Genomic DNA, 23088 nt, shown 5'->3' with positions numbered 1-23088 from the left:
GTCGTGCCACGGGCGAGGGTATCGCGGCCGGTGCGCGGCCGGTGCGCGGCGCGGCGCGAGGTCCGTTCCTGCGCGCGGCCCCGCCTCAGCCCGAGACGGGAGTGAGGCCGAGGTTCATGCCGGCCAGCCCGCGGGTGCGCCGCGCGAGCGACCGGGCGACGTCGCGCAGCACGAGGGCGCCGGGGGAGTCCGGGTCGGACAGGACGACGGGCGTGCCGTCGTCGCCCGCGGCGCGGACGGCGACGTCGAGCGGGACCTGGCCGAGCAGCGGCACGTCCGATCCGACGACGGCGGTGAGGCGGTCGGCCACACGCTGGCCGCCGCCGGAGCCGAAGACCTCCAGCCGCGAACCGTCCGGCTGCTCCAGCCACGACATGTTCTCCACGACCCCGACCACGCCCTGGGACGTCTGCGTCGCGATGGACCCGGCCCGCTCGGCGACCTCGGCGGCGGCGGCCTGGGGCGTCGTGACGACCACGATCTCGCTGCCGGGCAGGAGCTGCGCCACCGAGATCGCGATGTCGCCGGTGCCGGGCGGCAGGTCGAGCAGGAGCACGTCGAGGTCGCCCCAGAACACGTCGGCGAGGAACTGCTCGAGCGCGCGGTGCAGCATCGGCCCGCGCCACACGACCGGCTGGCCCGCGGGCACGAACATCCCGATAGAGACGACCTTGACGCCGTGCTCGATGGGCGGCAGCAGCATCGAGTCCACGCGGGTGGGCTGCCGGTCGACGCCGAGCATGCGGGGGATGGAGAAGCCGTAGATGTCGGCGTCCACCACGCCGACGGACAGGCCGTCGGCCGCCATCGCCGCCGCCAGGTTGGCCGTCACCGACGACTTGCCGACACCACCCTTGCCCGACGCGATCGCGTACACCTTGGTGAGCGACCCGGGCTGGGCGAACGGGATCACGGGGTCGCCGGTGCCGCCGCGCAGGCGGGAGCGCAGCGCCGCGCGCTGCTCGGGGGTCATGACGCCGAGCTCGACGTCCGCGCCCGTTACGCCCTCGACCGCCTCCGTCGCCGCCGTGACCTCACGCACCAGCGTGCTCTTCATCGGACACCCCGCGACGGTGAGGTCGATGCCGACGGTGACGCGAGCGCCGTCGTGCACCTCGACCGAGCGCACCATGTCCAGCTCGGTGATGGGGCGGCGGATCTCCGGGTCCACGACGGACGCGAGCGCCGCGCGCACGCGGTCGACCAGGTCGGTCGGGGTGGGGTTGCTCATGGGTCGATCCTACGAGCGAGCCGGCGGCGGCCGGCCCGCCCTGGCGGCGGCCCCGTCGGCTAGCGTCGGTCCGTGGCCATGACGATCGCGACGATCCGCCGATACCCGGTCAAGTCGATGGGCGGCGAGGCGCTGGACGCCGTGCTCGTCGACGAGCGCGGGCTCGAGGGCGACCGCTGGTTCGCCGTCGAGGACGACGACGGGCGCTTCGCGTCCGCGAAGAGCACGCGGCGCTTCCGCCGGCGGGACGCCGTCCTCGACTACGCGGCGGCGACGTCGCCGGGCGGCGGCGTCGTGGTGACCGGCGGCGCGGGGCGTTGGGAGGTCGGCGACCCGCGGCTGGACGCGGCGCTGTCCGCGGCCACGGAGGTGGCGGTGCGGGTGACGCCGGAGTCGGGCGTCCCGCACCAGGACGGCGGCGGCGTGTCCCTCGTCGGATCCGCGACGCTGGCGTGGTGCGCGGAGCGCTGGGGCCTCGATGCCGACCCCCGCCGCCTGCGCGTCAACCTCGTGGTCGCCACGTCCGAGCCGTTCGTCGAGGAGTCCTGGGTCGGGCGCGACGTGGCCGTCGGCGCCGCCGTGCTGCGGGTCGCCGAGCGCGTGGAGCGCTGCCGCACCGTGGACCTCGACCAGGACGGCGCCCGGGCGCGGGGCCGGTGGCTCGCGCCGCTCGGCCGGGAACGCGACACGTGCCTTGCCGTCTACGCCGACGTCCTCGGGACCGTGCGAGTCGGCGACGCCGTCAGCGTGCCCTGACCCCTCCCGGTTCGGCCGCGCCCGTGAGCAGCGTGCTGGCGCGTCGCGCCACGTCGCCGACGTCCGCCGGCAACGAGGTGTCCACCCGGAGCACGGGCCCGAGGCCCAGGGGCTCGGGGTCGATGCCCCACGCCGCCCAGTCGGCGGTCCTGTCACGCCCGTCGTCGTGCACGGCGTGCCGCCGCGGGCGCGCCCGGTAGCGCCGCTCGGCGAGCGCCGGCGGGACGTCGCACCACACCTCGACGACGGCCCCCGCACCGGCGGTCGCCAGGCCACGCCGGGCGTGCTCCAGGTCGCGCGGACGGAACCACCACGACTCGACGACGACGCACGGCAACGGCGCCGCCGCGAGCCGCCACACGGCCTCCATCGCGGCTGCCCCGAGGAGCGCCCCGGCGCGGCGGTCGACGGCATCGGCGAGCGCCTCCTTGACGGTGTCCTTCGAGAGGCACGGCACGCCGAGGCGCTCGCTGAGCGGCCGCGCGAGCGTCGTCTTGCCCGACCCCGGCAGCCCGTTCACCAGCACGACCTGCTGCGACATGCCGTCTCCATCCGTTTCTCGGGGCGTGCGATCGCGGCCGGCGCGGTTGCGCTGAGCCCGCCGAAGGCTGCGCCCGTCAGGACGGCGACTGCTCGCGGCCTCGCCCGCCGTCCTTCTCCTCGAGCTCCTCGAGGAGGTTGCGGATCTCCGAGCGGACGAAGTCGCGGGTGGCGACCTCGCCCAGCGCGGTCCGCAGGGCCGCCATCTCGCGGGCCAGGTACTCCGTGTCGGCGAGGTTGCGCTCGGCGCGCTGCCGGTCCTGCTCGGCGGTGACCCGGTCGCGGTCGTCCTGCCGGTTCTGCGCGAGCAGGATCAGCGGCGCCGCGTAGCTGGCCTGCAGCGACAGCATGAGGGTCAGCGCGGTGAACCCGTTCGCGGCGCTGTCGAAGCGCAGCGCCTCCGGCCCCCACGAGTTCCACGCGAGCCAGACGATGCAGAACACCGTGAGGTAGATGAGGAACCGCGGGGTGCCGAGGAAGCGGGCGATCCCTTCGGTGGCCTTGCCGACGGCGTCCTGGTCCATCTGCGGGCGCGGGATGAACGAGCGGCGGAACTCCTTCGGCTGGTCGAGGCGGTCAGCCACGCGGCACCTCCTCGAGGTCCTCGTCGACGTGCTCGCGCCAGTCGTCGGGGAGGATGTGGTCGAGCACGTCGTCCACCGAGACCGCGCCGAGCAGGCGCTTCTCGCCGTCGAGCACCGGCAGCGCGAGCAGGTCGTAGGCGGCGAGCAGGCGCGTCACCCGGCCCACGGGCGCCTCGGGCGTGAGCCACTCCGTGTCCCGGTCGAGCACCGACCCGACCGACTCGTGCGGCGGCTCGCGCAGCAGCCGCTGGAAGTGCGCGACGCCGAGGAACCGGCCCGTCGGGGTCTCCAGCGGCGGCCGCGCCACGAACACCATCGAGGCCAGCGCCGGGGGCAGGTCCTGCCTGCGGATCTGCGCGAGCGCCGTCGCGATCGTCGTCTCCGGGCCGAGGATCACCGGCTCGGTCGTCATGAGGCCGCCCGCGGTGTCCTCGTCGTAGCTGAGCAGGCGGCGCACGTCCTTCGCCTCCTCCGGCTCCATGAGCTCCAGGAGGCGCGCGGCCTGCTCGTCGGGCAGCTCGTTCAGCAGGTCGGCGGCGTCGTCGGGCTGCATGGCCTCCAGGACGTCGGCCGCGCGGGGGGCCTCTAGGCGGGACAGGATCGCGACCTGGTCGTCCTCCGGGAGCTCCTCGAGGACGTCGGCGAGGCGCTCGTCGTCGAGGGCCGTCGCGACCTCCTGGCGGCGGGCGTCGCCCAGCTCGTGGAGGGCGTCGGCCAGGTCGGCCGGGCGCATGTCCTCGTAGGCCTCGAGCAGCTTGGCGGCCCCCTGCTCCTGCGTGGATCCGGCGAGCCCGGTCACGGCGCCCACCGGCACGACGAGCGTCTCGCCGCGCCGTCGCAGCGTCAGGCCCCGGGCGTGCTGGCCGCGCCGGACGAAGAGCTGGTCCACCAGCCAGTCGCCCGTGCGCTGCCGGATGATCGACAGGTCCTCGACGGTGGCCTCGCCCGAGCCGTCCGTGAGCCGCACGCGGCGGTCCAGCAGCTCGCCCAGCACCAGCGACTCCATCGCCCGCTGCTCGAAGCGGCGCATGTTGAGCAGCCCGGTGGAGATCACCTGACCGGCGTCGATGCTCGTGACCCTGGTCAGGGGCAGGAAGACGCGCCGCCTGCCGGGCACCTCGACGACGAGCCCGACCGCCCGCGGGGCGCCCTTGGCGCGGACGAGGACGACGACGTCGCGCACCCGCCCCACCTCGTCCCCGATCGGGTCGAAGACCTGGGTGCCGGCGAGGCGTGCCACGAAGACCCTGGTTGCCGCGCTCACTGCGTCCCCTCCTTGCGAGTTCGCTGCGGTGCCTCGCTGCGGCACACCTCGTTCCTCGGCGTACCTCCGCGGGGGCTCCTCGCGTCCACGCGGGTCAGCCTACGCGGGACGGCGCCGTCGGTCCTGGTAGGCGGGCTGCGCGCGGGGCGTGCGGCCCGCTGATGTGGTGGTGCCGCCGGTCGGGGTGGTACAGACTGTGCGAATGACCTTCAGCAGGCCGAACGCTGTGCCCCGCGTCCCCACCCCGCCGCGCGGCGACGAGGTCGCCGCCTTCGACACTTACCTCGAGGCCCAGCAGGCGGTCGACTACCTGTCGGACAACAAGTTCCCCGTCGAGCACGTGACGATCGTCGGCACGGACCTGCGCATGGTGGAGCGCGTCACCGGCCGGCTCAGCTACGGGCGCGTGGCGCTCGCGGGCGCGCTGTCCGGCGCGTGGTTCGGCTTCTTCGTCGGGCTGCTGCTGTCGCTCTTCGGCGGGGCCGGGAACAGCGGGGTGCTGTTCGTCGGCATCGCGCTCGGTGCCGGGTTCGGCCTGATGTTCTCGGTGCTGTCGTACGCGTTCACGGGCGGCCGGCGCGACTTCACGTCGTCGTCGCAGATCGTGGCGTCGACGTACGCGATCCTCTGCGCCACCGAGCAGGCGGGCGACGCGCGCTCGATGCTGCTGAAGTCGCCCAACGGGCTGGGCAAGGCGCGCCGGGGCACCGCGACCGGGGCCGTGCACCCGCAGGCGACCGCCGCCGCCGGCCCGCCGTCCGTCGCGGCTCCGACCGCCGTGCCGCCGACCGGCGCCGCGCCGGCGGCTCCCCGCACCCCCGACCCCCGGTGGACGACGCCCAGCGGCGAGCCGCGCTACGGCGCCATGCGCCCGGCGTCCGACACCCCAGCCCCGGACGCCCCCGCCGCGCCGGCGGAACCGGAGCAGTCCGGTCGTCCGGCCGACCCTGCCCCGCCGGCCCAGGCGACGCCCCCGGAGCAGCCCGCGCCGTCCGACGCGCCCGGGAAGTCGGCGGAGCCCGACGACCCGTACCGGCCCCCGCAGCCGTAACCGATCAGTTCGGCAGGAACTAGATCAGTTCGGTAGACATACCTACCGAACTGATCTAGTTCTTGCCGAACTGATCGGTCGAGAGGTCTCGCATCGGCGGTAGCGGCAGCAGCGGGTCGGCGCGGAACGTCCGTCGCAGGTGGTCGGGAAATCTCGCGGCGAGGGCGTCGATCACCTTCGCCAGCCGTGCGTTGCTGGTCGCCACGACCCGGACCGGGTTGACACCCGTGGCGCGGATGGCGTCGAATCGCTCCTTCTCGCGCAGCAGCTCCTGGCGCGGGTCGTGCCCGGGACGGACGCCCCCGGCGCGGTACTTCGCCAGCCCGTCGAACTCGGCGTATACGTTCCACGCGGGCCAGCCGAGGTCGCAGTGGTAGACCCGGGCCGCAGTGGGGATCGCTGCCTGAGTGACCGGTCGGGGCAGCCCGGCACGCAGGGAGACGTAGCGCAGCCAGGTCTCCCAGGCGGAGTCGGAGCCGTCGTCGGCGTGCTCGAGGATCCATCGTGCCCGTGCGACGCCGTTGCGACGTCGGGTGCGCCCGAGGAGTTCCCGGCACGCGTCGAGGTCGAGCCCTCGCGCGAGCGCATGGTCCGAGATCACCAGCGCCTCGAGAGGATGCATCGTCAGGGCGCAGTCGACGACCGTGCGCTCGAGCGAGGTGACTGGCAGGCGGTCGACGGTGGTCCGCTGGCCGGGCTCCAGACGCATCCTGTGCCGGGTGAGGTCCCCGGCGGCGGCCCCCGAACGCCGGTAGCCCTGGATGACGTGTGTGGTGCCGGGCGGAGCCCAGAGGCGGAACCCGTGGACGAGCGCCGCCGTCTCGTGGCTGAAGACGTGGTCGGCACCGAGCTGGCGATGCACGGCCCGGACGACCGTCTTCGCCCGCCGTCGCGCGGTCTCGGCGGCATGTTCGTCCTGACGTGCAGGCGGCACCGGTCGGTAGGCACCGTGGCGCAGACGTTCCAGCTCGCCGTCACGCCGGGAGCGGTCGAGCGCGCGGCGAGGCAGGTCGCGCGCGATCACGATCTCGTCGTCGTCCACCCCAGGAGGGTGCCGCACCGGAGGTCGGTAAGGACGGCGGCCTGTGGACAATGAGGCGTCAAGGAAATCAGTTCGGCAGAGGGTGGATCGGTTCGGCAGGGAATACTGCCGAACCGATCCACCCTCTGCCGAACTGATCGAGGCGAGCCGCGCGACGCTCAGTCGCGGAGGTTCGCCATCCAGGCCTCGAGGTCCTCGGGACGGCGGGGGAGCGCGGCGGACAGGTTCTCGTGGCCGTCCGCGGTGACGAGCACGTCGTCCTCGATGCGCACGCCCATGCCGCGGTACTCCTCGGGCACGGCGAGGTCGTCGGCCTTGAAGTACAGGCCCGGCTCGATGGTGAACACCATGCCAGGCTCGAGGACGCCGTCGAGGTACAGGTCGCGGCGGGCCTGCGCGCAGTCGTGCACGTCGAGCCCGAGGTGGTGCGACGTGCCGTGCACCATCCAGCGGCGGTGCTGCTGGCCCTCGGTGGACAGCGACACCTCGGCGGTCACGCCGTCCGGCAGCAGGCCCCACTCCTCGAGCCGCGCGGCGATGACCTCCATCGCGGCGGCGTGCAGGTCGCGGAACTTCGTCCCGGGTCGCGCGACGGCGAACGCGGCGTCGGCCGCGTCGAGCACGGCCTGGTAGACGCGGCGCTGCACGTCGGTGAACTCGCCGTCCACCGGCAGGGTGCGGGTGATGTCCGCGGTGTACAGGGAGTCGACCTCGACGCCCGCGTCGACGAGCACGAGCTCCCCGGTGCGCACGACGCCGTCGTTGGTGATCCAGTGCAGCGTGGTGGCGTGCTCGCCGGCCGCGGCGATGGTCTCGTAGCCGACGGTGTTGCCCTCGAGGCGCGCGTGGGCGTCGAACGTCGTCTCGATGACGCGCTCCCCGCGGCGGTGCGCGACCGCCTGGGGCAGCGCGCGCACGACCTGCTCGAAGCCCTCGATGGTGCGGGCCACGGCCTCGCGCATGTGCTCGATCTCGAGCTCGTCCTTGACGAGGCGCAGCTCGGAGGCGGCCTCGGCGAGCTGGGCGTCGGTCGCGGCGTCCTCCTGGGACTCGACGCCGGCCTCGGTGCGGATCGCCTCGACCAGGGTCTCGACGGCCTCGTCCGCGCCGGTCACGACGAGCACCCGCACGCCGTCCGCGCCGACGTCCTTGGCGAGGGCGTCGCGCAGCTCGTCGACGTGGCGCGCCTCGATGCCGGTGAGCGTCGTGACGTCGTCCAGCGACGGCCGCGCGCCCACCCAGAACTCGCCGTACCGGGCGTCGGCGTAGAACTCCTCGGTGTCGCGCGCCGCGAGCGGGCGCACGTAGAGGACGGCGTGGTGGTCGGTGCCCGTGCCGTCAGCGGCGGGGTCGCCCTCACCCGCTGCGGTGGGGTGCAGCACCAGGACGGCGTCCGGCTCCTGGTCGGTGCCCAGGCCCGTGAGGTGCGCGAACGCCGAGTGGGGCCGGAACCGGTAGTCCGTGTCGTTCGAGCGGACCTTCAGCGGACCCGCCGGGACGACGAGCCGTGCGCCCGGGAAGCGGGCGGACAGCCCGGCGCGACGCGCGGCGGTGAAGGGGGCGGCCGTCCCGGCCTCCACCTCGAGCTCGGGGCGCGGACCCCAGTGCGAGGTGATGAACGCCTTGAAGGCGGCCGAGTCGGGGCGCTGGGAGCGGTTGTTCACCCGCTCGGACAGCTCCTCGGCGGGCTGCTCCGCGGGCTGCTCGGCAGGCGTGGCGGCGGGCACGGTCTCGTCGACAGGGGTTGCGTCGGTCATGCTGCTCAGTCTCCCACCGGATCGGGGACCCTCACGCGCGGGAGAAGTCCGCCAGCGCGCGGGTCAGGACGTGGTTGAACGCGTCGGGGGCGTCGGTGTTGACGTCGTGCCCGGCCTGCGGGACGACGACGAGGGCCCCGCGCTCGGCTGCCCTCAGGTGCCGCGACTCCTCGAGGCGCATCTGGTCGCGTGCGCCGTTGACCAGCCAGACGGGCACGCGGATGGAGCGCAGGTGCCCCACCGACGAGCGACCCGCGAGGTGGGTGAGAGCGTCGGTGACGACGTCCCAGCCGGGCCGGTGCGCGCCGGACCCGGTGTGGCTCGCGCGGCCCGCCGCCGGGCCGAGCAGCGCGGCCAGGTCGGCGCCGCCCGCGGGCCCGCCGCCCCCGACGAGCGCCGTCCGCCACGCCAGGGCCAGGTCGGTCGCCCCGCGTCGCAGGGCGTCCCGGCCGGCGACGGTCGCGCGCGCCACGTCCCGGAAGAGCGCCACCGGCTTGCCCTTCGGGTCCGCGGTGCAGGCGGCGGCGACCACGCCGGCGAGTCGTGTCCCGCCGGCTCCCGCCGCGCCGAGCGCGTGCCGCGCCGCCCACGCGAGCGAGGTGTAGCCGCCGAGGGAGAGCCCGACCACGACGACCGGGGTGCCCGGAGCGAACGACCGGGCGGCGTCGTCGATGACCTCGAACGCGGCGGGCATGGAGAACCGCTCCGTGTGCCTGGCCCCGTGCGCCGGGAGGTCCACCGCGACGGCGTCGTGCCCGGCGTCGCGCACGTGGTCGAGCTGGTGGTGCCAGATCGCCGACGACGTGCGCATGCCGTGCACGAAGACGACGCCGACGGGAGGCAGGGGCGAGGGGCGGGTCCGGGAGGGCATCCCCACGATGGTCGCGCACCCGTCGGGCCGTCCGGCGCGCGCGGGTGGCGGGGCCGGTGGAGAGGTTGTGCCGTCTCCTTCACGAGCCTCCCTACACTGGGCGCGTGATCGATCTCCACGCCCACTCGCGGGCCTCCGACGGGACGGACCGGCCCGCGCGGGTGCTGGAGGCGGCCGCGGCCGCGGGGCTGAGCGTGGTGGCGCTCACCGACCACGACACCACCGCCGGCTGGCGGGAGGCGGCCGCCGCCGTCGGCCCCACCGGTGTGGCGCTCGTGCGCGGCACAGAGGTCTCCACCCGGGTGAGCACCAGCTCCGGCGGCATCAGCGTGCACGTGCTGAGCTACCTGCACGACCCCGACGACGCCGGCCTGCGCGCGGAGTGCGAGCACACCCGCGACTCGCGCCTCACGCGGGCCCGCCGGATGGCGGACCGCCTCGCCCAGGACTTCCCGGTCACGTGGGACGACGTCGTCGCCCAGACCGGCACGGGCGCCACCGTCGGGCGCCCGCACCTGGCGGACGCGCTCGTCGCGGCAGGCGTCGTCGCCTCCCGCGACGAGGCCTTCGCGACGATGCTGCACCCTGGCGCCCCCTACTACGTGCCGCACTACGCGCCCGAGGCAGCCGATGCCGTCCGCGCGGTCCTGGCCGCCGGAGGCGTGCCGGTGATGGCGCACCCCGGGGCGGGCGCCCGGGGGCGCGTCGTGAGCGACGAGACGATCGCGGAGCTCGCCGAGGCGGGGCTCGCGGGGCTCGAGGTCGACCACCGCGACCACGACGCAGCCACGCGCGACCGGCTGCGGGGGCTGGCGGGCGAGCTGGGGCTGCTGGTCACCGGCTCGAGCGACTACCACGGGACGGGGAAGCTCAACCTGATCGGGGAGCACACCACGTCGCCCGAGGTGCTGGAGAGCATCGAGGACCGCGGGGTGCTGGACGTGCTGCGGCCGTAGCCTTCGGCCCGCGCGCCCCGTGCCCGACGGCGGCGGCGCGCGGGGCCGCAGCCTTCCGTGCGTCCCGCGGTCCCGCGTCGGCGGTGGCGAGCGCCCTGGACGGTGCGCCGTCGCGCGCGGGGGCCGTTGCGCTCAAACATGGGATGTTAGGGTCTTTCGGTGCCCGAGTCTCCCGCGCCCCCGATCGTCCCGCCCCGCCGGGTCTCCGAGCTCGTCGTCGAGCGCCTCAGCGAGCTGATCGAGGGCGGCCGCTGGCCGGTCGGCACCCGCATCCCCGCCGAGCCGGAGCTCGTCGCGGCGCTCGGCGTCGGGCGCAACACCGTGCGCGAGGCCGTGCGGGCGCTGGAGCACGCCGGCATCCTCGAGCCGCGGCGCGGGGACGGGACGTACGTGCGCGCGGTCACGGGGCTCGACGCCGCGCTCGGGCGCCGGGCGCGCACCGCCGACGCGCTGCACGTGCTCGAGGTGCGCTCGATCCTCGAGCGGGGCGCGGCGCGGGTCGCCGCCGACCGGCGCGACGAGGCGGCCGTCCGCGTCCTGCGGGCCGCCCTCGCCGACCAGGAGCGCGCAGCCCGCGACGGCGACGAGCAGGCTTTCCGCGCGGCCGACGTCGCCTTCCACGCCGAGCTCGTGCGGTCCGCGGGGAACCGGCTGCTCTCCGAGCTGTACGACGGGATCGACCACGTGCTGCTGCGCACGCTGGCCACCGACGCGCACGGCCGCCACCACCGCGACGTCCCCGGCCACCGGGAGGTCGTCGACGCCGTCGCGGACGGTGACGCCGACGCCGCCGAGCGGGCCGTTGGCGCGACGATCGAGGCCGTGCGCGCGTACCTGGTGTCCGACGGTGCCGGGTCGACGGCGGAGGCGGGCGCATGACCGGGCGACGCACCCGGCTCGGGGCGGGCGCGGTGATCGCCATCCTCCTCGCCGCGCTCAACCTGCGGCCGGGGGTCGTGGCGGTGTCCCCGCTGCTGGGCGAGATCCTTGCGGACGAGAACCTCAGCGCCACCGCGGGCGGCATCCTCACGACGCTCCCCGTGCTCTGCTTCGGGCTGCTCGCGCCGGCGGCGCCCGGCCTGGCCCGACGGTTCGGGCTGGAGCGTGCGCTGTTCGCCAGCCTCGTGCTGCTCTGCGCGGGATTCGCCCTGCGGCTCGTGCCGGGACTGGCGACGCTGCTGCTGGGCACGCTCGCGGTCGGCTGTGCCATCGGTCTCGGCAACGTGCTGCTGCCCGCCCTGATCAAGCGCGACTTCGCCGACCGCGTCGGGCTGATGACCGGCCTGTACTCGATGGCGCTGTCCGGCGGGGCGGCGCTGGCGGCGGGGCTGACCGTGCCGCTCGCCACCGCCGCAGGCCTCGACTGGCGGGCCGCGCTCGCCTCCTGGGGGCTGCTCGCCGTCCTGGGGGCGGCCGTGTGGGCCCCGCGCGGCCTGCACCCCGCGGGGGGCGTGCTCGGGCCGGTGCGGCCGGCCGGGGCCCAGCAGCACGACAACGCCGTCCGGTCGGTGTGGCGCAGCCCGCTGGCCTGGGCGGTGACCGTGCTCATGGGCACGCAGTCCCTGTCCTTCTACGCCGTCAACGCGTGGCTGCCCGAGATCTTCGTCGCGGCCGGGCGCAGCGTGGTCGTGGGCGGGTGGCTCCTGGCCCTGACGAACCTGCTCGGCATCGTCGGGTCGTTCGTCACGCCGGTGCTCGCCGGGCGGATGCGCCGGCAGCGGGCGATCGGCGTCGTCGTCGTCGCCCTCATCACGACCGGGCTGCTCGGCCTGATCCTCGCCCCCGACGCGGCGATCCTGTGGGTGGTGCTGCTCGGCCTCGGCCAGGGCGGCGGCATCAGCCTCGCGCTCACCCTCATGGCCCTGCGGACCGACTCCGCCGCGCGCACCTCGGAGCTGTCGGGGATGGCGCAGAGCGCCGGCTACGTGCTGGCGGCCTGCGGCCCGCTGGGGCTCGGCATCGCGCACGACGCCACCGGGTCGTGGACCGTACCGCTGCTGGTGCTCGTGGCCGCGTCGCTGGTGCAGGGGGTGGCCGCCTGGTTCGCCGGGCGCGACGAGATCGTGCGGTGAGCCGAGGGCCGGGGCGGGTCAGAGCCCGACCGGTTCGAGGGTGACCCGGACGGTGCCGCCCGGCTCGATGCCCTCGGCCAGCCGCACCGCCTTCTTCAGCGGCAGGATGTAGCCCTTCTGCTCGTCGCTGGGGAACACCGACGTCGACCACGTGGTGGCGCCGATCGTGGCCGTCACCTTGATCGAGCCGAACCCGCGCGGCGGCAGCGGAAGGTCCGCCAGGGTGTCCGACTCGTCGGGCGGTACGGTCAGGAACCACCATTGCGAGTCCGTGCGCACCTGCCACAGCCAGGACCGCGCGGAGAACGTCATGCGCATAGCGGCAGGGTACGGCCGGCCACCGACGCGACGGGCCGCAGACCTGGGGGCGCTCGCCGGCCGCGGAACCTCGGACGCACGAACGGCTGCGGCCCGTCGGACGGATCCGACGGGCCGCAGCCGTTCGTGCGTCAGTGACGTGCCGGGGAGGATCAGCCCTCGGCCGGGGCCTGGGCGCCCGGGGTGCCGCCCTCGGCGGGGCGCCCGCCGCGGGTCCGGCGGCGGTTGCGGCTGCGCCGGCGACGCTCCCCGCCGTCGGGCTGCTCACCGCCCGCCGGGGCGTCCCCGGCCGGGGCACCGTCGCGGCGCTCGGGCCGCGAGCCGTCCCGACGCTCGGGGCGCGAGCCGTCCCGGCCGCCGCGCGAGCGGTCGCCGTCGCGCTGCTCGCCGCCGCGGCCCCCGCGGTCGCCGCCGCGACCCCCGCGGTCGCCGCCGCCCGTCCGCTTGCCGGTCTCGCCGAGGTCCTCGAGCTCCTCGGCCTCGAGGCCGGCGAGCTTGCGCGCCTCCTTGGGCAGACGGCCCTTGGTGCCCTCGGGGATGCCGAGGTCGGTGTACAGGTGCGGCGAGCTGGAGTACGTCTCGACCGGCTCCGGGAAGCCCAGGTCGAGCGTGCGGTCGATGAGCTGCCAGCGCGGGATGTCGTCCCAGTCGACGAACGTCACGGCCGTGCCCTTGTTGCCCGCACGGCCGGTGCGGCCGATGCGGTGCAGGTACGTGCGCTCGTCCTCGGGGCACTGGTAGTTGACGACGTGCGTGACGTCGTCGACGTCGATGCCCCGCGCGGCGACGTCGGTCGCGACGAGGACGTCGATGTGGCCGTGCCGGAACGCGCGCAGGGCTTGCTCGCGGGCGCCCTGGCCGAGGTCGCCGTGGATGGCGCCGGCGGCGAACCCGCGGTCGCGGAGCTCGTCGGAGACCTTGGCCGCGGTGCGCTTGGTGCGGGCGAAGACGATGGTGCGGCCACGGCCCTCGGCCTGGAGCAGGCGCGCCAGCACCTCGACCTTGTCCAGCGCGTGCGCGCGGTAGATCACCTGGCGCGTGTCCTTGACCGTGGCGCCGGCGTCGTCCGGCTCGGCGGCACGGATGTGGGTGGGCTGCGACATGTAGCGGCGAGCCATCGAGACCACCGGGCCGGGCATCGTCGCCGAGAACAGCATGGTGTGCCGGACGGCGGGGGTGCGCGACAGGATCTTCTCGACGTCGGGCAGGAAGCCGAGGTCGAGCATCTCGTCGGCCTCGTCGAGCACGACGGTCGCCGCGCGCGTGAGGTTGAGGTGGCCCTGGTTGAGCAGGTCGACCATGCGGCCCGGGGTGCCGACGACGACCTCGACGCCGGTGTTCAGCATCTCGATCTGGGGCTCGTAGGCGCGGCCGCCGTAGATCTGCGCGATCCGCACGGAGCGACGCTTCGACGCGGTGGCCAGGTCGTTCGCGACCTGGACGGCGAGCTCGCGGGTCGGGGCGACGACCAGGGCCTGCGGCTTGCCCGGGGCGGGCAGCTCGTCGAAGCCGGGCTCGCCCGGGGCGACGACGCGGTGCAGCAGCGGGACGCCGAAGCCGAGGGTCTTGCCCGTGCCGGTCTTGGCCTGGCCGATGATGTCGTGCCCCTGCAGCGCCACGGGCAGCGTCATCGCCTGGATCGGGAACGGATGGGTGATGCCCGAGTCCGCCAGTGCCTGGACGATCTCGGGGCGCACCCCGAAGTCGGCGAACGAGACGCCCTGCGCCTGGATCGCGGCGGCGCTGGAGTAGTCGGGCTTGTCGGTGTCGCTCGCGGCGGCGGCGCCGTCGGGCGTGATGTCGGTGGTGGTCACAGGTGCCTTCGTGTGCTCGTCGGCGCGCGCGAAACCGGAGCTCCCGATCGGGCCGGAGGGCCGTCGACGGGCCGCGCTGGTTCGGGTCGCATGTGCGCCGAGGTGGTCGGCAGCCGATCGTGGAGGAAACGTCGCACGAGTACCGCGGGACGGGCCCGCGGGTCGGAGCGGTCAGGTCAGCACGTGACGACCGGGCAACCGAAGTACCCGACCATGGTACGCGACGAGGTCCCGGACCACGGGGCGGGCGCCGCGGGCGGGACCGGGGCCTGCCCGGCCACGCCCCGGCACCTATCCTGGGCGCGTGAGCGAGCAGGGCGGCACCCCGGGGACCGACGGTACGACGACGGGTGCGCCGGGGGGCGGTACGGCAGCGTTGGCCGGGCTCGCCGCGTACACGGAGCTGGCCGCGTTCGGCCTGCTCGCCAGCCGTTCCGTGGACGCGCCCGACCTGGTGACGCGGCAGGCGCTGGCCGCCGCGGCCGGCGGGGTGCTGGACCGTCAGCGCCGGCTGCTCGCCGTCGCCGCCGACCGCGGGCTCGACGCGGCGGAGGCGATGGCACCGTTCGACGGCGTGCTCGCCGACTTCGACGCCCGTACGACGCCGGGCTCCTGGCAGGAGGGGCTGCTGAAGGGGGTCGTGGGCCACGGCGTCGCGCAGGACCTGTGCCGCGAGCTCGCCGTCGGCCTCCCGTCCGACGAGGCGGACGCGCTGCGGGCCGCCGTCCGGCAGGAGGACGCCGACGACCCCGCGACGACCGTGCTGGCCGAGGCCGCCGCCGCCGACGGCGTCCTCGCATCGCGGCTCGCCCTGTGGGGCCGCCGCGTCGTGGGGGAGGCGCTCGGCCTCGTGCCGACGCTGCTGGCAGCACACCCGGCGCTGGCGGGCCTGGCCGAGGCCGCGCGGTCGCGCGCGGCCGCCGACGGCGGGACGGACCGGGCCGGCGAGCCGGCAGGCCGACGCGCAGGCGCCGACAGGTCCGCCGACGTCCAGGCCTGGCTCATGGCGCGGCTCACCGCCCAGCACACCCGGCGGATGGACCGCATGCGGCTCGCGGCCTGAGCGGGGCGACGCCGCCGGTCCCTCGGGCGGGTACGACGCAGGCCCGGGTCCGTGCGGACCCGGGCCTGCGTCGTACGGGCGTCAGAGCGCGCCGAAGCCGACCTTGCGCTGCTCCTCGGCGCCGAGCTCGATGTAGCCCAGCGTGGCGACGGGCACGAGGATGCGCCGGCCGCGGACGTCCGTGATCTCCAGCACGCCGCCGTCGGCGATCGCGTCGCGCACGGCGGTGGCGACCGCGTCGGCGGTCTCGTCGGACTCGATGGCCAGCTCGCGGGCCTGGTTCTGCACACCGATCGTGATCTCCACGTTGTCTCCTTCGCGAGCTGCGTCGGGCCTGCCGACGCGAGAGGTCTCACCGGGCTGACCCGGACGTCGTGTCGATCCTAGACAGGCGACGCCGCGCCCGGGCGCGAGAAGGCCCGTCCTTTGCGCAGGGCGAAACCCGGGCGCAGAGCGGGGGGCGGCAAGGCCCCGCTCCATGGGGCTCGGCGGACGCCCGCCGGGCCACCGTGTCGGCGGTCGATGTCGGCGGTCGATGTCGGCGGTCGATGTCGGCGGCCGGTGCCGGCGGGGCGTGTCGGTGGGGCGTGGTCGAATCGGGGGCGTGTCGTCAGCGAGCCGCCCCGCACCCCACCCGGGGTCTGCCCACCCCGGGGCGCGCTCCGCGTCCCGCCGCGAGCTGCGCCTGGTTCCCCCGGCCGCCGCGGGGGCACCGGAGCCGGACGTCGCTCTCGACCCGACCCAGGAGGCGGCGGCGGAGGCCGCGCTGGAGCACCCGGCCACGCTGGTCGTCGGTGCTCCCGGGACGGGGCGCACCACGGTGGCGACGGCGCTCGCCGTCCGCGCGCTGGCCGCCGGGACGGACCCGTCGCGCGTGCTCGTCGTCGCCGCGTCGCGCCGGGCCGCGGCCCGCCTGCGCGACCGGGTGACCGCCCGGGCCGGCCGCACGGTGGGCGCCCCGATGGTCCGCACCGCCGCGTCGGCGGCCTTCGCCGTGCTGCGCACGCGGGCGGCGGCCCTCGGCGACCCGCCCCCCACACTCGTCTCGGGTCCGGAGCAGGACCTCGTGCTCGCCGAGCTGCTCGCGGGGCACCTGGAGGGCGAGGGGACCGACCTCCGGCTGCCGGCCGGGCTGCCCGCCGAGTCGCTCGGCCTGCGCGGCCTGCGCCAGGAGCTGCGCGACCTGCTGATGCGCGCCGCCGAGCGGGGGGTGGGCCCGGTCGACCTGGACGAGCTCGGCCGCCGGCACGACCGGCCGGAGTGGACCCTGGCAGCGCACCTGTACGAGGAGTACCTCGACGTCACGACGCTGCGGCTCGGCACCCCGGACGCGGGTGCCCGGTACGACCCGGCGGGCGTGGTCGACGAGGCGGCGCACGCCCTCCAGGCCTGGGACGAGGATCTGCCGGGCGTGCCGCGGCCGGGCTGGGACCTCGTCGTCGTCGACGACTACCAAGAGGCCACGGTCGCGACCGCCAGGTTGCTGCACGTGCTGCACGACGACGGGGCCCGCCTGGCGCTCCTCGCCGACCCGGACTCGGCGGTGCAGGGTTTCCGGGGAGCGGCGCCCGCGCTGGTGGGTCGCGCGGCCGCGCCCGCGCGGTCCGGGGTCGTGGGGGCGTTCGACGCCCGCACCGTCGTGCTCGGCACCGCGTGGCGCCAGCCCGAGGCGCTGCACGTCGTGACCCGCGAGGTGACCTCGCGCATCGCCACCGTCTCCGGCGCGCTGCACCGCGGCGCGACCGCGCGTCCGGACGCGGCGTCCGAGCCCGACGGGGCGGACGGCGGGGCCGACGACGGCGCGGGCCCCGGGGCGGACGACGGCACGGCCGCCGGGGACACCGGCGTCCGCCAGCCGGGCGCCGACGTGGTCGACGCCGAACAGGCACCCGCCGGGGTGCAGGTGGCGGTGCTGAGCGGGCTCGCCCAGGAGGCCGCGTTCGTGGCCCGCGAGCTGCGCGCCGAGCATCTGCTGCACGGCACGCCCTGGCAGCGGATGGCGGTCGTCGCGCGCAGCGGTGACCGCCTCGCGTCGCTGCGCCGTGATCTCGTCGCAGCGTCGGTCCCGGTCGCCCTGCTGGGCTCCGACCTGCCGCTGCGCGACGAGCCGGCCGTGGCCCCGCTGCTCGCGGCGCTGCGCGTCTGCGCCGGCGGGGGAGCGCTCGACCGGATGATCGCGGACGAGCTCGGCGAGCCGTCGTCCGCCCTCGACGCCGAGACGGCGGCCGGGCTCCTCACGTCCCCGGTGGGCGGTCTCGACGCCGTCGCGCTGCGGCGGCTGCGTCGCGCGCTGCGCGCGGAAGAGCTGTCGGGCGGTGGCGGGCGCTCGTCGGACGCGCTGCTCGTCGAGGTGCTGGACGCCGTCGACCGGGCCGAGACGCTGCCCGCGCCCGTGCGCCGCGGGCCGGACGCGGTCGCCCGCGTCCTCGCCGCCGGCCGCGCGGCGTCGCGCGAACCGGGGGCGACGGCGCAGACGGTGCTCTGGGCGGTGTGGGCGGCCACCGGCCTGGCCGAACGGTGGCGCGACCAGGCGCTCGCGGGAGGCCCGGCGGGCGTGCGTGCGGACCGCGACCTCGACGCGGTGCTGGCCCTGTTCCGCGCGGCCGAGACCTACGTGGACCGCATGCCGGGAGCCCCGGTCGCGGCGTTCGTCGACTACCTCGCCTCCCAGGACCTGCCGGCGGACTCGCTCGCGGCGGCGGCGGTCGGCGCGCACGCCGTCGAGGCACTCACGCCCGCCGGCGCCGCCGGGCGCGAGTGGGACGTGGTCGTGGTGGTGGGAGTGCAGGACGGCGTGTGGCCCGACCTGCGCCTGCGCGACTCGCTGCTGGGGTCGCAGGCGCTGGTCGAGCTGCTCGCGGGGCGCGCCTCGGACGCGCACGGCGTGGGGCCCGAGGCGCGGCGGCAGGTGCTGGCGGACGAGCTGCGCGCGTTCGCCGTCGCGACGTCGCGGGCCCGGCGCCGGCTCGTCGTGACGGCGGTCCAGGACGCGGAGGAGTCGCCGTCCGTGTTCCTCGACCTCCTGTCGCCGCCGGGCGACCGCGCGTCGGCCGGCGACGGCGCCGAGGCGGGTGACCCGCGGCGGGTGACCGTCGGCCCGCCGCTGGACCTGCGCGGCGTCGTGGCTGCGGCCCGCGCGGAGCTGGTCCGGGAGGCCACGGGTGCCGGTGGGGCGGCGCCCCCCGACGCCGGGCCGACGCCCGGAGACGCTGCCGCGGCGCTGCTCGCCGACCTCGCAGCCGCGGGGGTGTCCGAGGCCGACCCGCGCACCTGGTACGGCGTGGCGGCGGCCTCGAGCGACGAACCGCTCTGGGGGCCTCGGGACGTCGTCACCGTCTCGCCGTCGAAGGTCGAGACCGTCAGCTCCTGCGCCCTGCGCTGGGCGTTCGAGTCCGCCGGCGCGACCGCGCCCGACGCCACCCACCAGACGCTCGGCACGCTCGTGCACGAGATCGCGGAGACCTTGCCGCAGGGCTCGCTCGGCGAGCTGCGGGCGGAGCTCGACCGGCGGTGGCCGGAACTGGCCCTGGGGGACGGGTGGCCAGCGCGCCAGCTGCGCCGCCGGGCCGAGCAGATGATCGAGCGGCTCGCCGCCTACTACGCCGAGGCGGGGCGCCCGCTGCTGGTCGAGCCGGCGTTCGAGCTCACGGTCGGCCGGGCGCGCCTGCGGGGCAAGATCGACCGCGTCGAGGAGGCCGACGACGACGCCGTGGCGGTTGCCGACCTCAAGACCGGCCGCAACGCGCCGTCGCGTGCCAAGGCGACCGAGCACCCGCAGCTCGGGGCGTACCAGCTCGCCGTCAGCGAGGGGGCGCTCGACCTGCCGGAGGGCACTCGGAGCGCCGGGGCGCGCCTGGTCTATGTCGGGACGCCCACGGTCGCGCCCACCGTGCGCGCGCAGCCCGGGCTGCCGGTCGAGGCCGACGGCTCGAGCTGGGCCCGCGCCCTGGTCGAGGGCGCCGCGGACACGATGGCCGCGGCCCGATTCACCGCGCGCGAGAACGACCTGTGCACCGTGTGCCCCGTGCGGCGCTCGTGCCCGGTGCAGCCCGAGGGAAGGAACGTGGTCGGATGACCGAGCCGGCACAGGGCGAGCCCCGCGACCAGGCGCCCGAGCCGGGCCCGGGAGGGGCCGGTCAGGACGCCCCCCGGTCCGGCGCGGCCGAGCCCGACTGGGACGCCCTGGAGCTGCCCGACCGCGGGGTTCAGCTCGGGTTCCCGGAGCTCGCTGGCCTCGTGGCCGGCCTCGGGCCGGAGCCGGGCGTGGTCGGTCCGGACCCGGCGCCGGAGACCCCGGCGCCCGGTGCGCCTGCGCCGCTCGCCCGCACCACCGCCCGGGAGATCGCCGCGCTGCTGGGGCGCCCCAGCCCCACGGACGAGCAGGTCGCGGTGATCGAGGCGCCGCTCGAGCCGGTGCTCGTCGTCGCGGGCGCGGGCTCGGGCAAGACGGAGACGATGGCCGCCCGCGTCGTGTGGCTCATCGCCAACGACCTGGTCGCGCCGGAGGAAGTGCTCGGGCTCACCTTCACCCGCAAGGCCGCGGGAGAGCTCACCGCCCGCGTCACCTCGCGGCTGGCGCAGCTCGCGCGGGCCCAGGGTCGCGCGGCGTCGGGCCTGGACCTGCTCGCCCGCCCCACGGTCGCGACGTACAACGCCTACGCGGCGTCGCTCGTCGCCGACCACGGGCTGCGCCTGGGGATCGAGCCGGGCTCCCGCCTGCTCGGCGAGGCCAACCAGTGGCAGCTCGCCGCGCAGGTCGTCGAGTCGTGGGCCGACGACCTGGGTACCGACAAGGCCGTGAGCACCGTCGTCGGGGCGGTCATCGCCCTGTCCGGGGCGCTCGGCGAGCACCTGGTGGAGGTGGACGACGCGCGCGACGAGCTGGCCGACGTCGTCTCGCGGCTCGACGCCCTGCCGCTCGGGCCGCGCCAGAAGAAGCGGACCAAGGAGGTGCAGCAGCTCGTCGACTCCGTGGCGGAGCGCGGGCGGCTGCTCGAGCTGGTCGCGGAGTACCGGCGCCGCAAGCGCGTCTCGGACTCCCTCGACTTCGGCGACCAGATCGCGTACGCCGCCGAGCTCGCCCGCTCCGTCCCCGCCGTCGGCGCGACGGAACGGTCCCGGTTCCGCGTGGTCCTGCTCGACGAGTACCAGGACACGTCGTTCGCGCAGGTCGAGCTGCTCGCGGGGCTGTTCGGCGGCGGGCACGCGGTGACCGCCGTCGGCGACCCGCACCAGTCGATCTACGGCTGGCGGGGGGCGTCGGCCTCCGGCCTCGCCCGGTTCCCCGATCGGTTCCGCACCCCCGCCGGGGCGTCCGCGGCAGTGCGCTACCTGAGCACGTCGTGGCGCAACGACGCCGCGGTGCTCGCGGCCGCCAACGTCGCCGCCGCGCCCCTGCGGGAGCAGGCGCGACACGACACGTCGGGCGTGGCCGTCCCCCCGCTCGACCTGCGACCCGGCGCCGGCGCGGGGGCGGTCACCGCGCACGTGGCCGCGACCAGCGACGAGGAGGCGGAGGCCGTCGCCGAGTTCGTCGCGGCCCGGTGGCGGCGGGCGACGCGCCCCGACGGCTCGGACCGGGTGACCGGCGCGGTGCTGTGCCGCGCGCGGTCGCAGTTCGCGGCCGTCGAGGTGGCGCTGCGCAAGCGCGGCCTGCCGGTCGAGGTGGTCGGGCTGGGCGGCCTGCTGACCACCCCGGAGGTGGTGGACGTCGTCGCGCTGCTCGAGGCCGTGCACGACCCGTCGCGGGGCGACTCGCTCCTGCGCCTGCTCACCGGCCCGCGGGTCAACCTCGGGGCGGCCGACCTGCACGCGCTCGGGTCGTGGGCCGCCGACCTCGCGCGGGCCGACGGCGCGCGCCCCGGCGACGCGGCACGTGGCGACCGAGGTTCCGGCGAGGGAGATCCTGGCGACGAGGCCCCGGCCGTGATCGAGGGCGACGTCGTCGACCATCGCTCCGTCGTCGACGCGCTCGACGACCTGCCCGCGCCCGGCCGGCCGGCCCGCGACGGCCGGGTCCTGTCGGCGGACGGGCACCGCAGGCTCGCGGCGCTCGCGCGGCTGCTGCGGGAGCTGCGCGGCCTGACGTACCTGTCCCTGCCCGAGCTGGTCGTCACGGCGGAGCGCGCGCTCGGGCTCGACGTCGAGGTGGCGACCGCCCAGGTGCTGGCCGACACGCTCATACCCGGCCCGGGCGGCCCCGTGACCGCCGCGGGGGTGAGCCTGCGCGGGCGCGAGCACCTCGACGCGTTCCGCGACGTCGCGGCCACGTTCGCCCAGTCCGCCGACGTCGCGACCCTCGGCGCGTTCCTCGCCTGGCTCGGGGTCGCCGGCGACCAGGAGCGCGGGCTCGACATGCCGGTCCGCGAGCCGGACCCGGACGCGGTGCAGGTCATCACGGCGCACGCCGCCAAGGGGCTGGAGTGGGACGTCGTCGCGGTGCCCGGCCTGGTCGACGGGGTGTTCCCGTCCCAGGCGGAGTCGTCGGCGGGGCGCACCGGCAGCGGCTGGCTCACGGACCTGTCGGCGCTGCCGTACCACCTGCGCGGCGACGCCGACGACCTGCCGGAGTTCACCTGGCGGGAGGCCTCCGACACCAAGGACCTCGCCGCGCGTCGCGACGAGTTTCGCGCCGCCTGCGGCGCACACCAGCTGGCCGAGGAGCGCCGCCTCGCCTACGTGGCGTTCACCCGGGCGCGGCGCGAGCTGCACCTCACCGGCCACTGGTGGGGCACGGGAGCCCAGCCGCGCCGCCTCTCGCCGTTCCTCGCCGAGCTCGTCGACGCGGGCGTCGTGGACGGGCGGGGCTGGGCGGACGTGCCGGACCCGTCGGCGTCGAACCCGCGCGACGCCGTCGAGGTCACCGGTACCTGGCCGGCGGCCGAGCCGGCCGAGCCCGCGGACCCGGCCGAGCCGACCGAGCCCAACGCCCCGTCCCCCCGCGAGGTGCTGCGGACGACGGCCGCGTGGGTGGAGGCCGCGGCAGCGGCCGGCGGAGGCGCGCCGCCCGGCGTCCTGCGCGACGAGTCCGGCCGGGACCTGGTGGGTCTGGCAGGCACGCTCCTCGCGGAGCGCGGTGAGCGCGACGACCGGGAGGTCGAGATGCCGGCCCACGTGTCGGCGTCGGGGCTGGTACGTCTTGCCGCCGACCGGGACGCGTTCACGCTGCAGCTGCGGCGCCCGGTGCCGCACGAGCCGACGGTGCACGCCCGCCGCGGCACGCTGTTCCACGAGTGGGTCGAGCAGTTCTACACGGCGTCCACCCTGGTGGACGTGGACGACCTGCCGGGCGCCGACGACGGGGACGTCGCGGCGGACGTCGACCTCGAGACCCTGCGCGAGCGCTTCCTCGCCTCGCCGTGGGCGTCGCGCACCCCGGTCGCGGTGGAGGTGGATGTCGAGACGCCCGTGGCCGGGGTCATGCTGCGCTCCCGGATCGATGCCGTCTTCGTCGACCCCGACGCGCCGGCCCCGCGCGACGGCGAGGCTCCGGCGGTGGTCGTCGTCGACTGGAAGACGGGCCGCGAGCCCACCGACGCGGCGGCGAGGGCCGCGCGCGAGGTCCAGCTCGCCGTGTACCGGCTCGCCTGGGCGCGGTACGCGGGCCTGCCGGTCGAGCGCGTCTCGGCGGCGTTCTGCTACGTCGCGAGCGGCACCACCGCCCGGCCGGGGAGGCTGCTCGACGAGACCGAGCTCGAGGCGCTGGTGCGCGGGGGCTGAACGGCGTCGTGCCGTCCATCCCCCGCGCAGGTGGCCGCCGGGGCCGATCC

The 23088-nt window shown here is 76.4% G+C and carries 18 protein-coding genes; 8 read left to right on the top strand and 10 right to left on the bottom strand.

What is annotated here, in order from left to right:
* Nucleotides 1–85: 85 nt before the first annotated feature.
* Complete coding sequence (locus ABD254_RS03695) at nt 86–1231, bottom strand: P-loop NTPase (RefSeq protein WP_344245776.1); 1146 nt, start codon at nt 1229–1231, stop codon at nt 86–88.
* Between the two features lie 78 nt (nt 1232–1309).
* Here ABD254_RS03695 and ABD254_RS03690 point away from each other — a divergent pair, with 78 nt between their 5' ends.
* Complete coding sequence (locus ABD254_RS03690; protein WP_344248482.1) at nt 1310–1987, top strand: MOSC domain-containing protein; 678 nt, start codon at nt 1310–1312, stop codon at nt 1985–1987.
* Here ABD254_RS03690 and ABD254_RS03685 read toward each other — a convergent pair.
* From ABD254_RS03685 to ABD254_RS03675, 3 genes are all read right to left on the bottom strand, one after another.
* Nucleotides 1974–2528, bottom strand: a complete 555-nt coding sequence (locus ABD254_RS03685) for a P-loop nucleotide/nucleoside kinase family protein (RefSeq protein WP_344245774.1) — start codon at nt 2526–2528, stop codon at nt 1974–1976. The two genes, ABD254_RS03690 and ABD254_RS03685, sit on opposite strands and share 14 nt — an antisense overlap.
* A gap of 76 nt (nt 2529–2604) precedes the next feature.
* Nucleotides 2605–3111 (bottom strand): DUF1003 domain-containing protein, encoded by a 507-nt coding sequence (locus tag ABD254_RS03680; RefSeq protein WP_344245772.1) that lies wholly within the window; start codon nt 3109–3111, stop codon nt 2605–2607.
* On the bottom strand, nt 3104–4375 hold the full coding sequence (locus ABD254_RS03675) for a magnesium transporter MgtE N-terminal domain-containing protein (RefSeq protein WP_344245770.1): 1272 nt from the start codon (nt 4373–4375) through the stop codon (nt 3104–3106). The genes ABD254_RS03680 and ABD254_RS03675 overlap by 8 nt, the downstream gene beginning before the upstream one ends.
* A gap of 202 nt (nt 4376–4577) precedes the next feature.
* Between ABD254_RS03675 and ABD254_RS03670 the strand changes: the two genes are divergently transcribed.
* Nucleotides 4578–5426 carry a YflT domain-containing protein gene (locus tag ABD254_RS03670; RefSeq protein ID WP_344245768.1) on the top strand — a complete coding sequence of 283 codons (849 nt, stop codon included), beginning with the start codon at nt 4578–4580 and terminating at the stop codon, nt 5424–5426.
* A 55-nt stretch (nt 5427–5481) separates the two neighbouring features.
* On the opposite strand, the gene ABD254_RS03665 is transcribed toward ABD254_RS03670, so the two are convergent.
* The 3 genes from ABD254_RS03665 to ABD254_RS03655 all read right to left on the bottom strand — a co-directional run bounded on the left by ABD254_RS03665 (nt 5482) and on the right by ABD254_RS03655 (nt 9096).
* Nucleotides 5482–6468: a type IV toxin-antitoxin system AbiEi family antitoxin domain-containing protein gene (locus ABD254_RS03665; protein ID WP_344245766.1), complete on the bottom strand. Its 987-nt coding sequence runs from the start codon at nt 6466–6468 to the stop codon at nt 5482–5484.
* A gap of 158 nt (nt 6469–6626) precedes the next feature.
* Nucleotides 6627–8225 (bottom strand): aminopeptidase P family protein, encoded by a 1599-nt coding sequence (locus ABD254_RS03660; protein WP_344245764.1) that lies wholly within the window; start codon nt 8223–8225, stop codon nt 6627–6629.
* Nucleotides 8226–8256: 31 nt separating this feature from the next.
* A complete protein-coding gene (locus ABD254_RS03655) occupies nt 8257–9096 on the bottom strand; it encodes an alpha/beta fold hydrolase (RefSeq protein ID WP_344245762.1) in 840 nt (279 codons plus the stop codon).
* Between the two features lie 104 nt (nt 9097–9200).
* On the opposite strand from ABD254_RS03655, the gene ABD254_RS03650 reads away from it, so the two are divergent.
* The 3 genes from ABD254_RS03650 (at nt 9201) to ABD254_RS03640 (ending at nt 12124) form a co-directional block, all read left to right on the top strand.
* Complete coding sequence (locus ABD254_RS03650; RefSeq protein WP_344245760.1) at nt 9201–10052, top strand: PHP domain-containing protein; 852 nt, start codon at nt 9201–9203, stop codon at nt 10050–10052.
* Between the two features lie 159 nt (nt 10053–10211).
* The gene (locus ABD254_RS03645) at nt 10212–10931 is read left to right on the top strand and encodes a FadR/GntR family transcriptional regulator (protein ID WP_344245758.1); all 720 of its coding nucleotides are present in this window, start codon (nt 10212–10214) and stop codon (nt 10929–10931) included.
* Nucleotides 10928–12124 (top strand): CynX/NimT family MFS transporter, encoded by a 1197-nt coding sequence (locus ABD254_RS03640; RefSeq protein WP_344245756.1) that lies wholly within the window; start codon nt 10928–10930, stop codon nt 12122–12124. The genes ABD254_RS03645 and ABD254_RS03640 overlap by 4 nt, the downstream gene beginning before the upstream one ends.
* A gap of 18 nt (nt 12125–12142) precedes the next feature.
* Here the strand turns inward: ABD254_RS03640 and ABD254_RS03635 are convergent, their stop codons facing one another.
* Complete coding sequence (locus ABD254_RS03635; protein ID WP_344245754.1) at nt 12143–12442, bottom strand: DUF1905 domain-containing protein; 300 nt, start codon at nt 12440–12442, stop codon at nt 12143–12145.
* A gap of 152 nt (nt 12443–12594) precedes the next feature.
* Nucleotides 12595–14256, bottom strand: coding sequence for a DEAD/DEAH box helicase (locus ABD254_RS03630; protein ID WP_344245752.1), 1662 nt, complete (start codon nt 14254–14256; stop codon nt 12595–12597).
* Between the two features lie 304 nt (nt 14257–14560).
* Here ABD254_RS03630 and ABD254_RS03625 point away from each other — a divergent pair, with 304 nt between their 5' ends.
* A complete protein-coding gene (locus ABD254_RS03625; RefSeq protein WP_344245750.1) occupies nt 14561–15319 on the top strand; it encodes a ferritin-like fold-containing protein in 759 nt (252 codons plus the stop codon).
* A gap of 81 nt (nt 15320–15400) precedes the next feature.
* On the opposite strand, the gene ABD254_RS03620 is transcribed toward ABD254_RS03625, so the two are convergent.
* Nucleotides 15401–15625 (bottom strand): DUF3107 domain-containing protein, encoded by a 225-nt coding sequence (locus ABD254_RS03620; protein ID WP_344245748.1) that lies wholly within the window; start codon nt 15623–15625, stop codon nt 15401–15403.
* Nucleotides 15626–15998: 373 nt separating this feature from the next.
* Here ABD254_RS03620 and ABD254_RS03615 point away from each other — a divergent pair, with 373 nt between their 5' ends.
* Together ABD254_RS03615 and ABD254_RS03610 are read left to right on the top strand one after the other, a co-directional pair.
* Nucleotides 15999–19394, top strand: a complete 3396-nt coding sequence (locus tag ABD254_RS03615; protein WP_344248481.1) for a PD-(D/E)XK nuclease family protein — start codon at nt 15999–16001, stop codon at nt 19392–19394.
* Entirely contained in the window at nt 19391–23038 is a 3648-nt protein-coding gene (locus ABD254_RS03610) for an ATP-dependent helicase (RefSeq protein WP_344245746.1), read from the top strand. Before ABD254_RS03615 ends, ABD254_RS03610 begins: the two co-directional genes overlap by 4 nt.
* Nucleotides 23039–23088 lie beyond the last annotated feature (50 nt).

The sequence above is a fragment of the Isoptericola hypogeus genome (assembly GCF_039531145.1).
In the GTDB taxonomy this organism is placed as follows: Bacteria; Actinomycetota; Actinomycetes; order Actinomycetales; family Cellulomonadaceae; genus Isoptericola; species Isoptericola hypogeus.
This window is presented reverse-complemented; position numbering and strand designations above follow the sequence as displayed.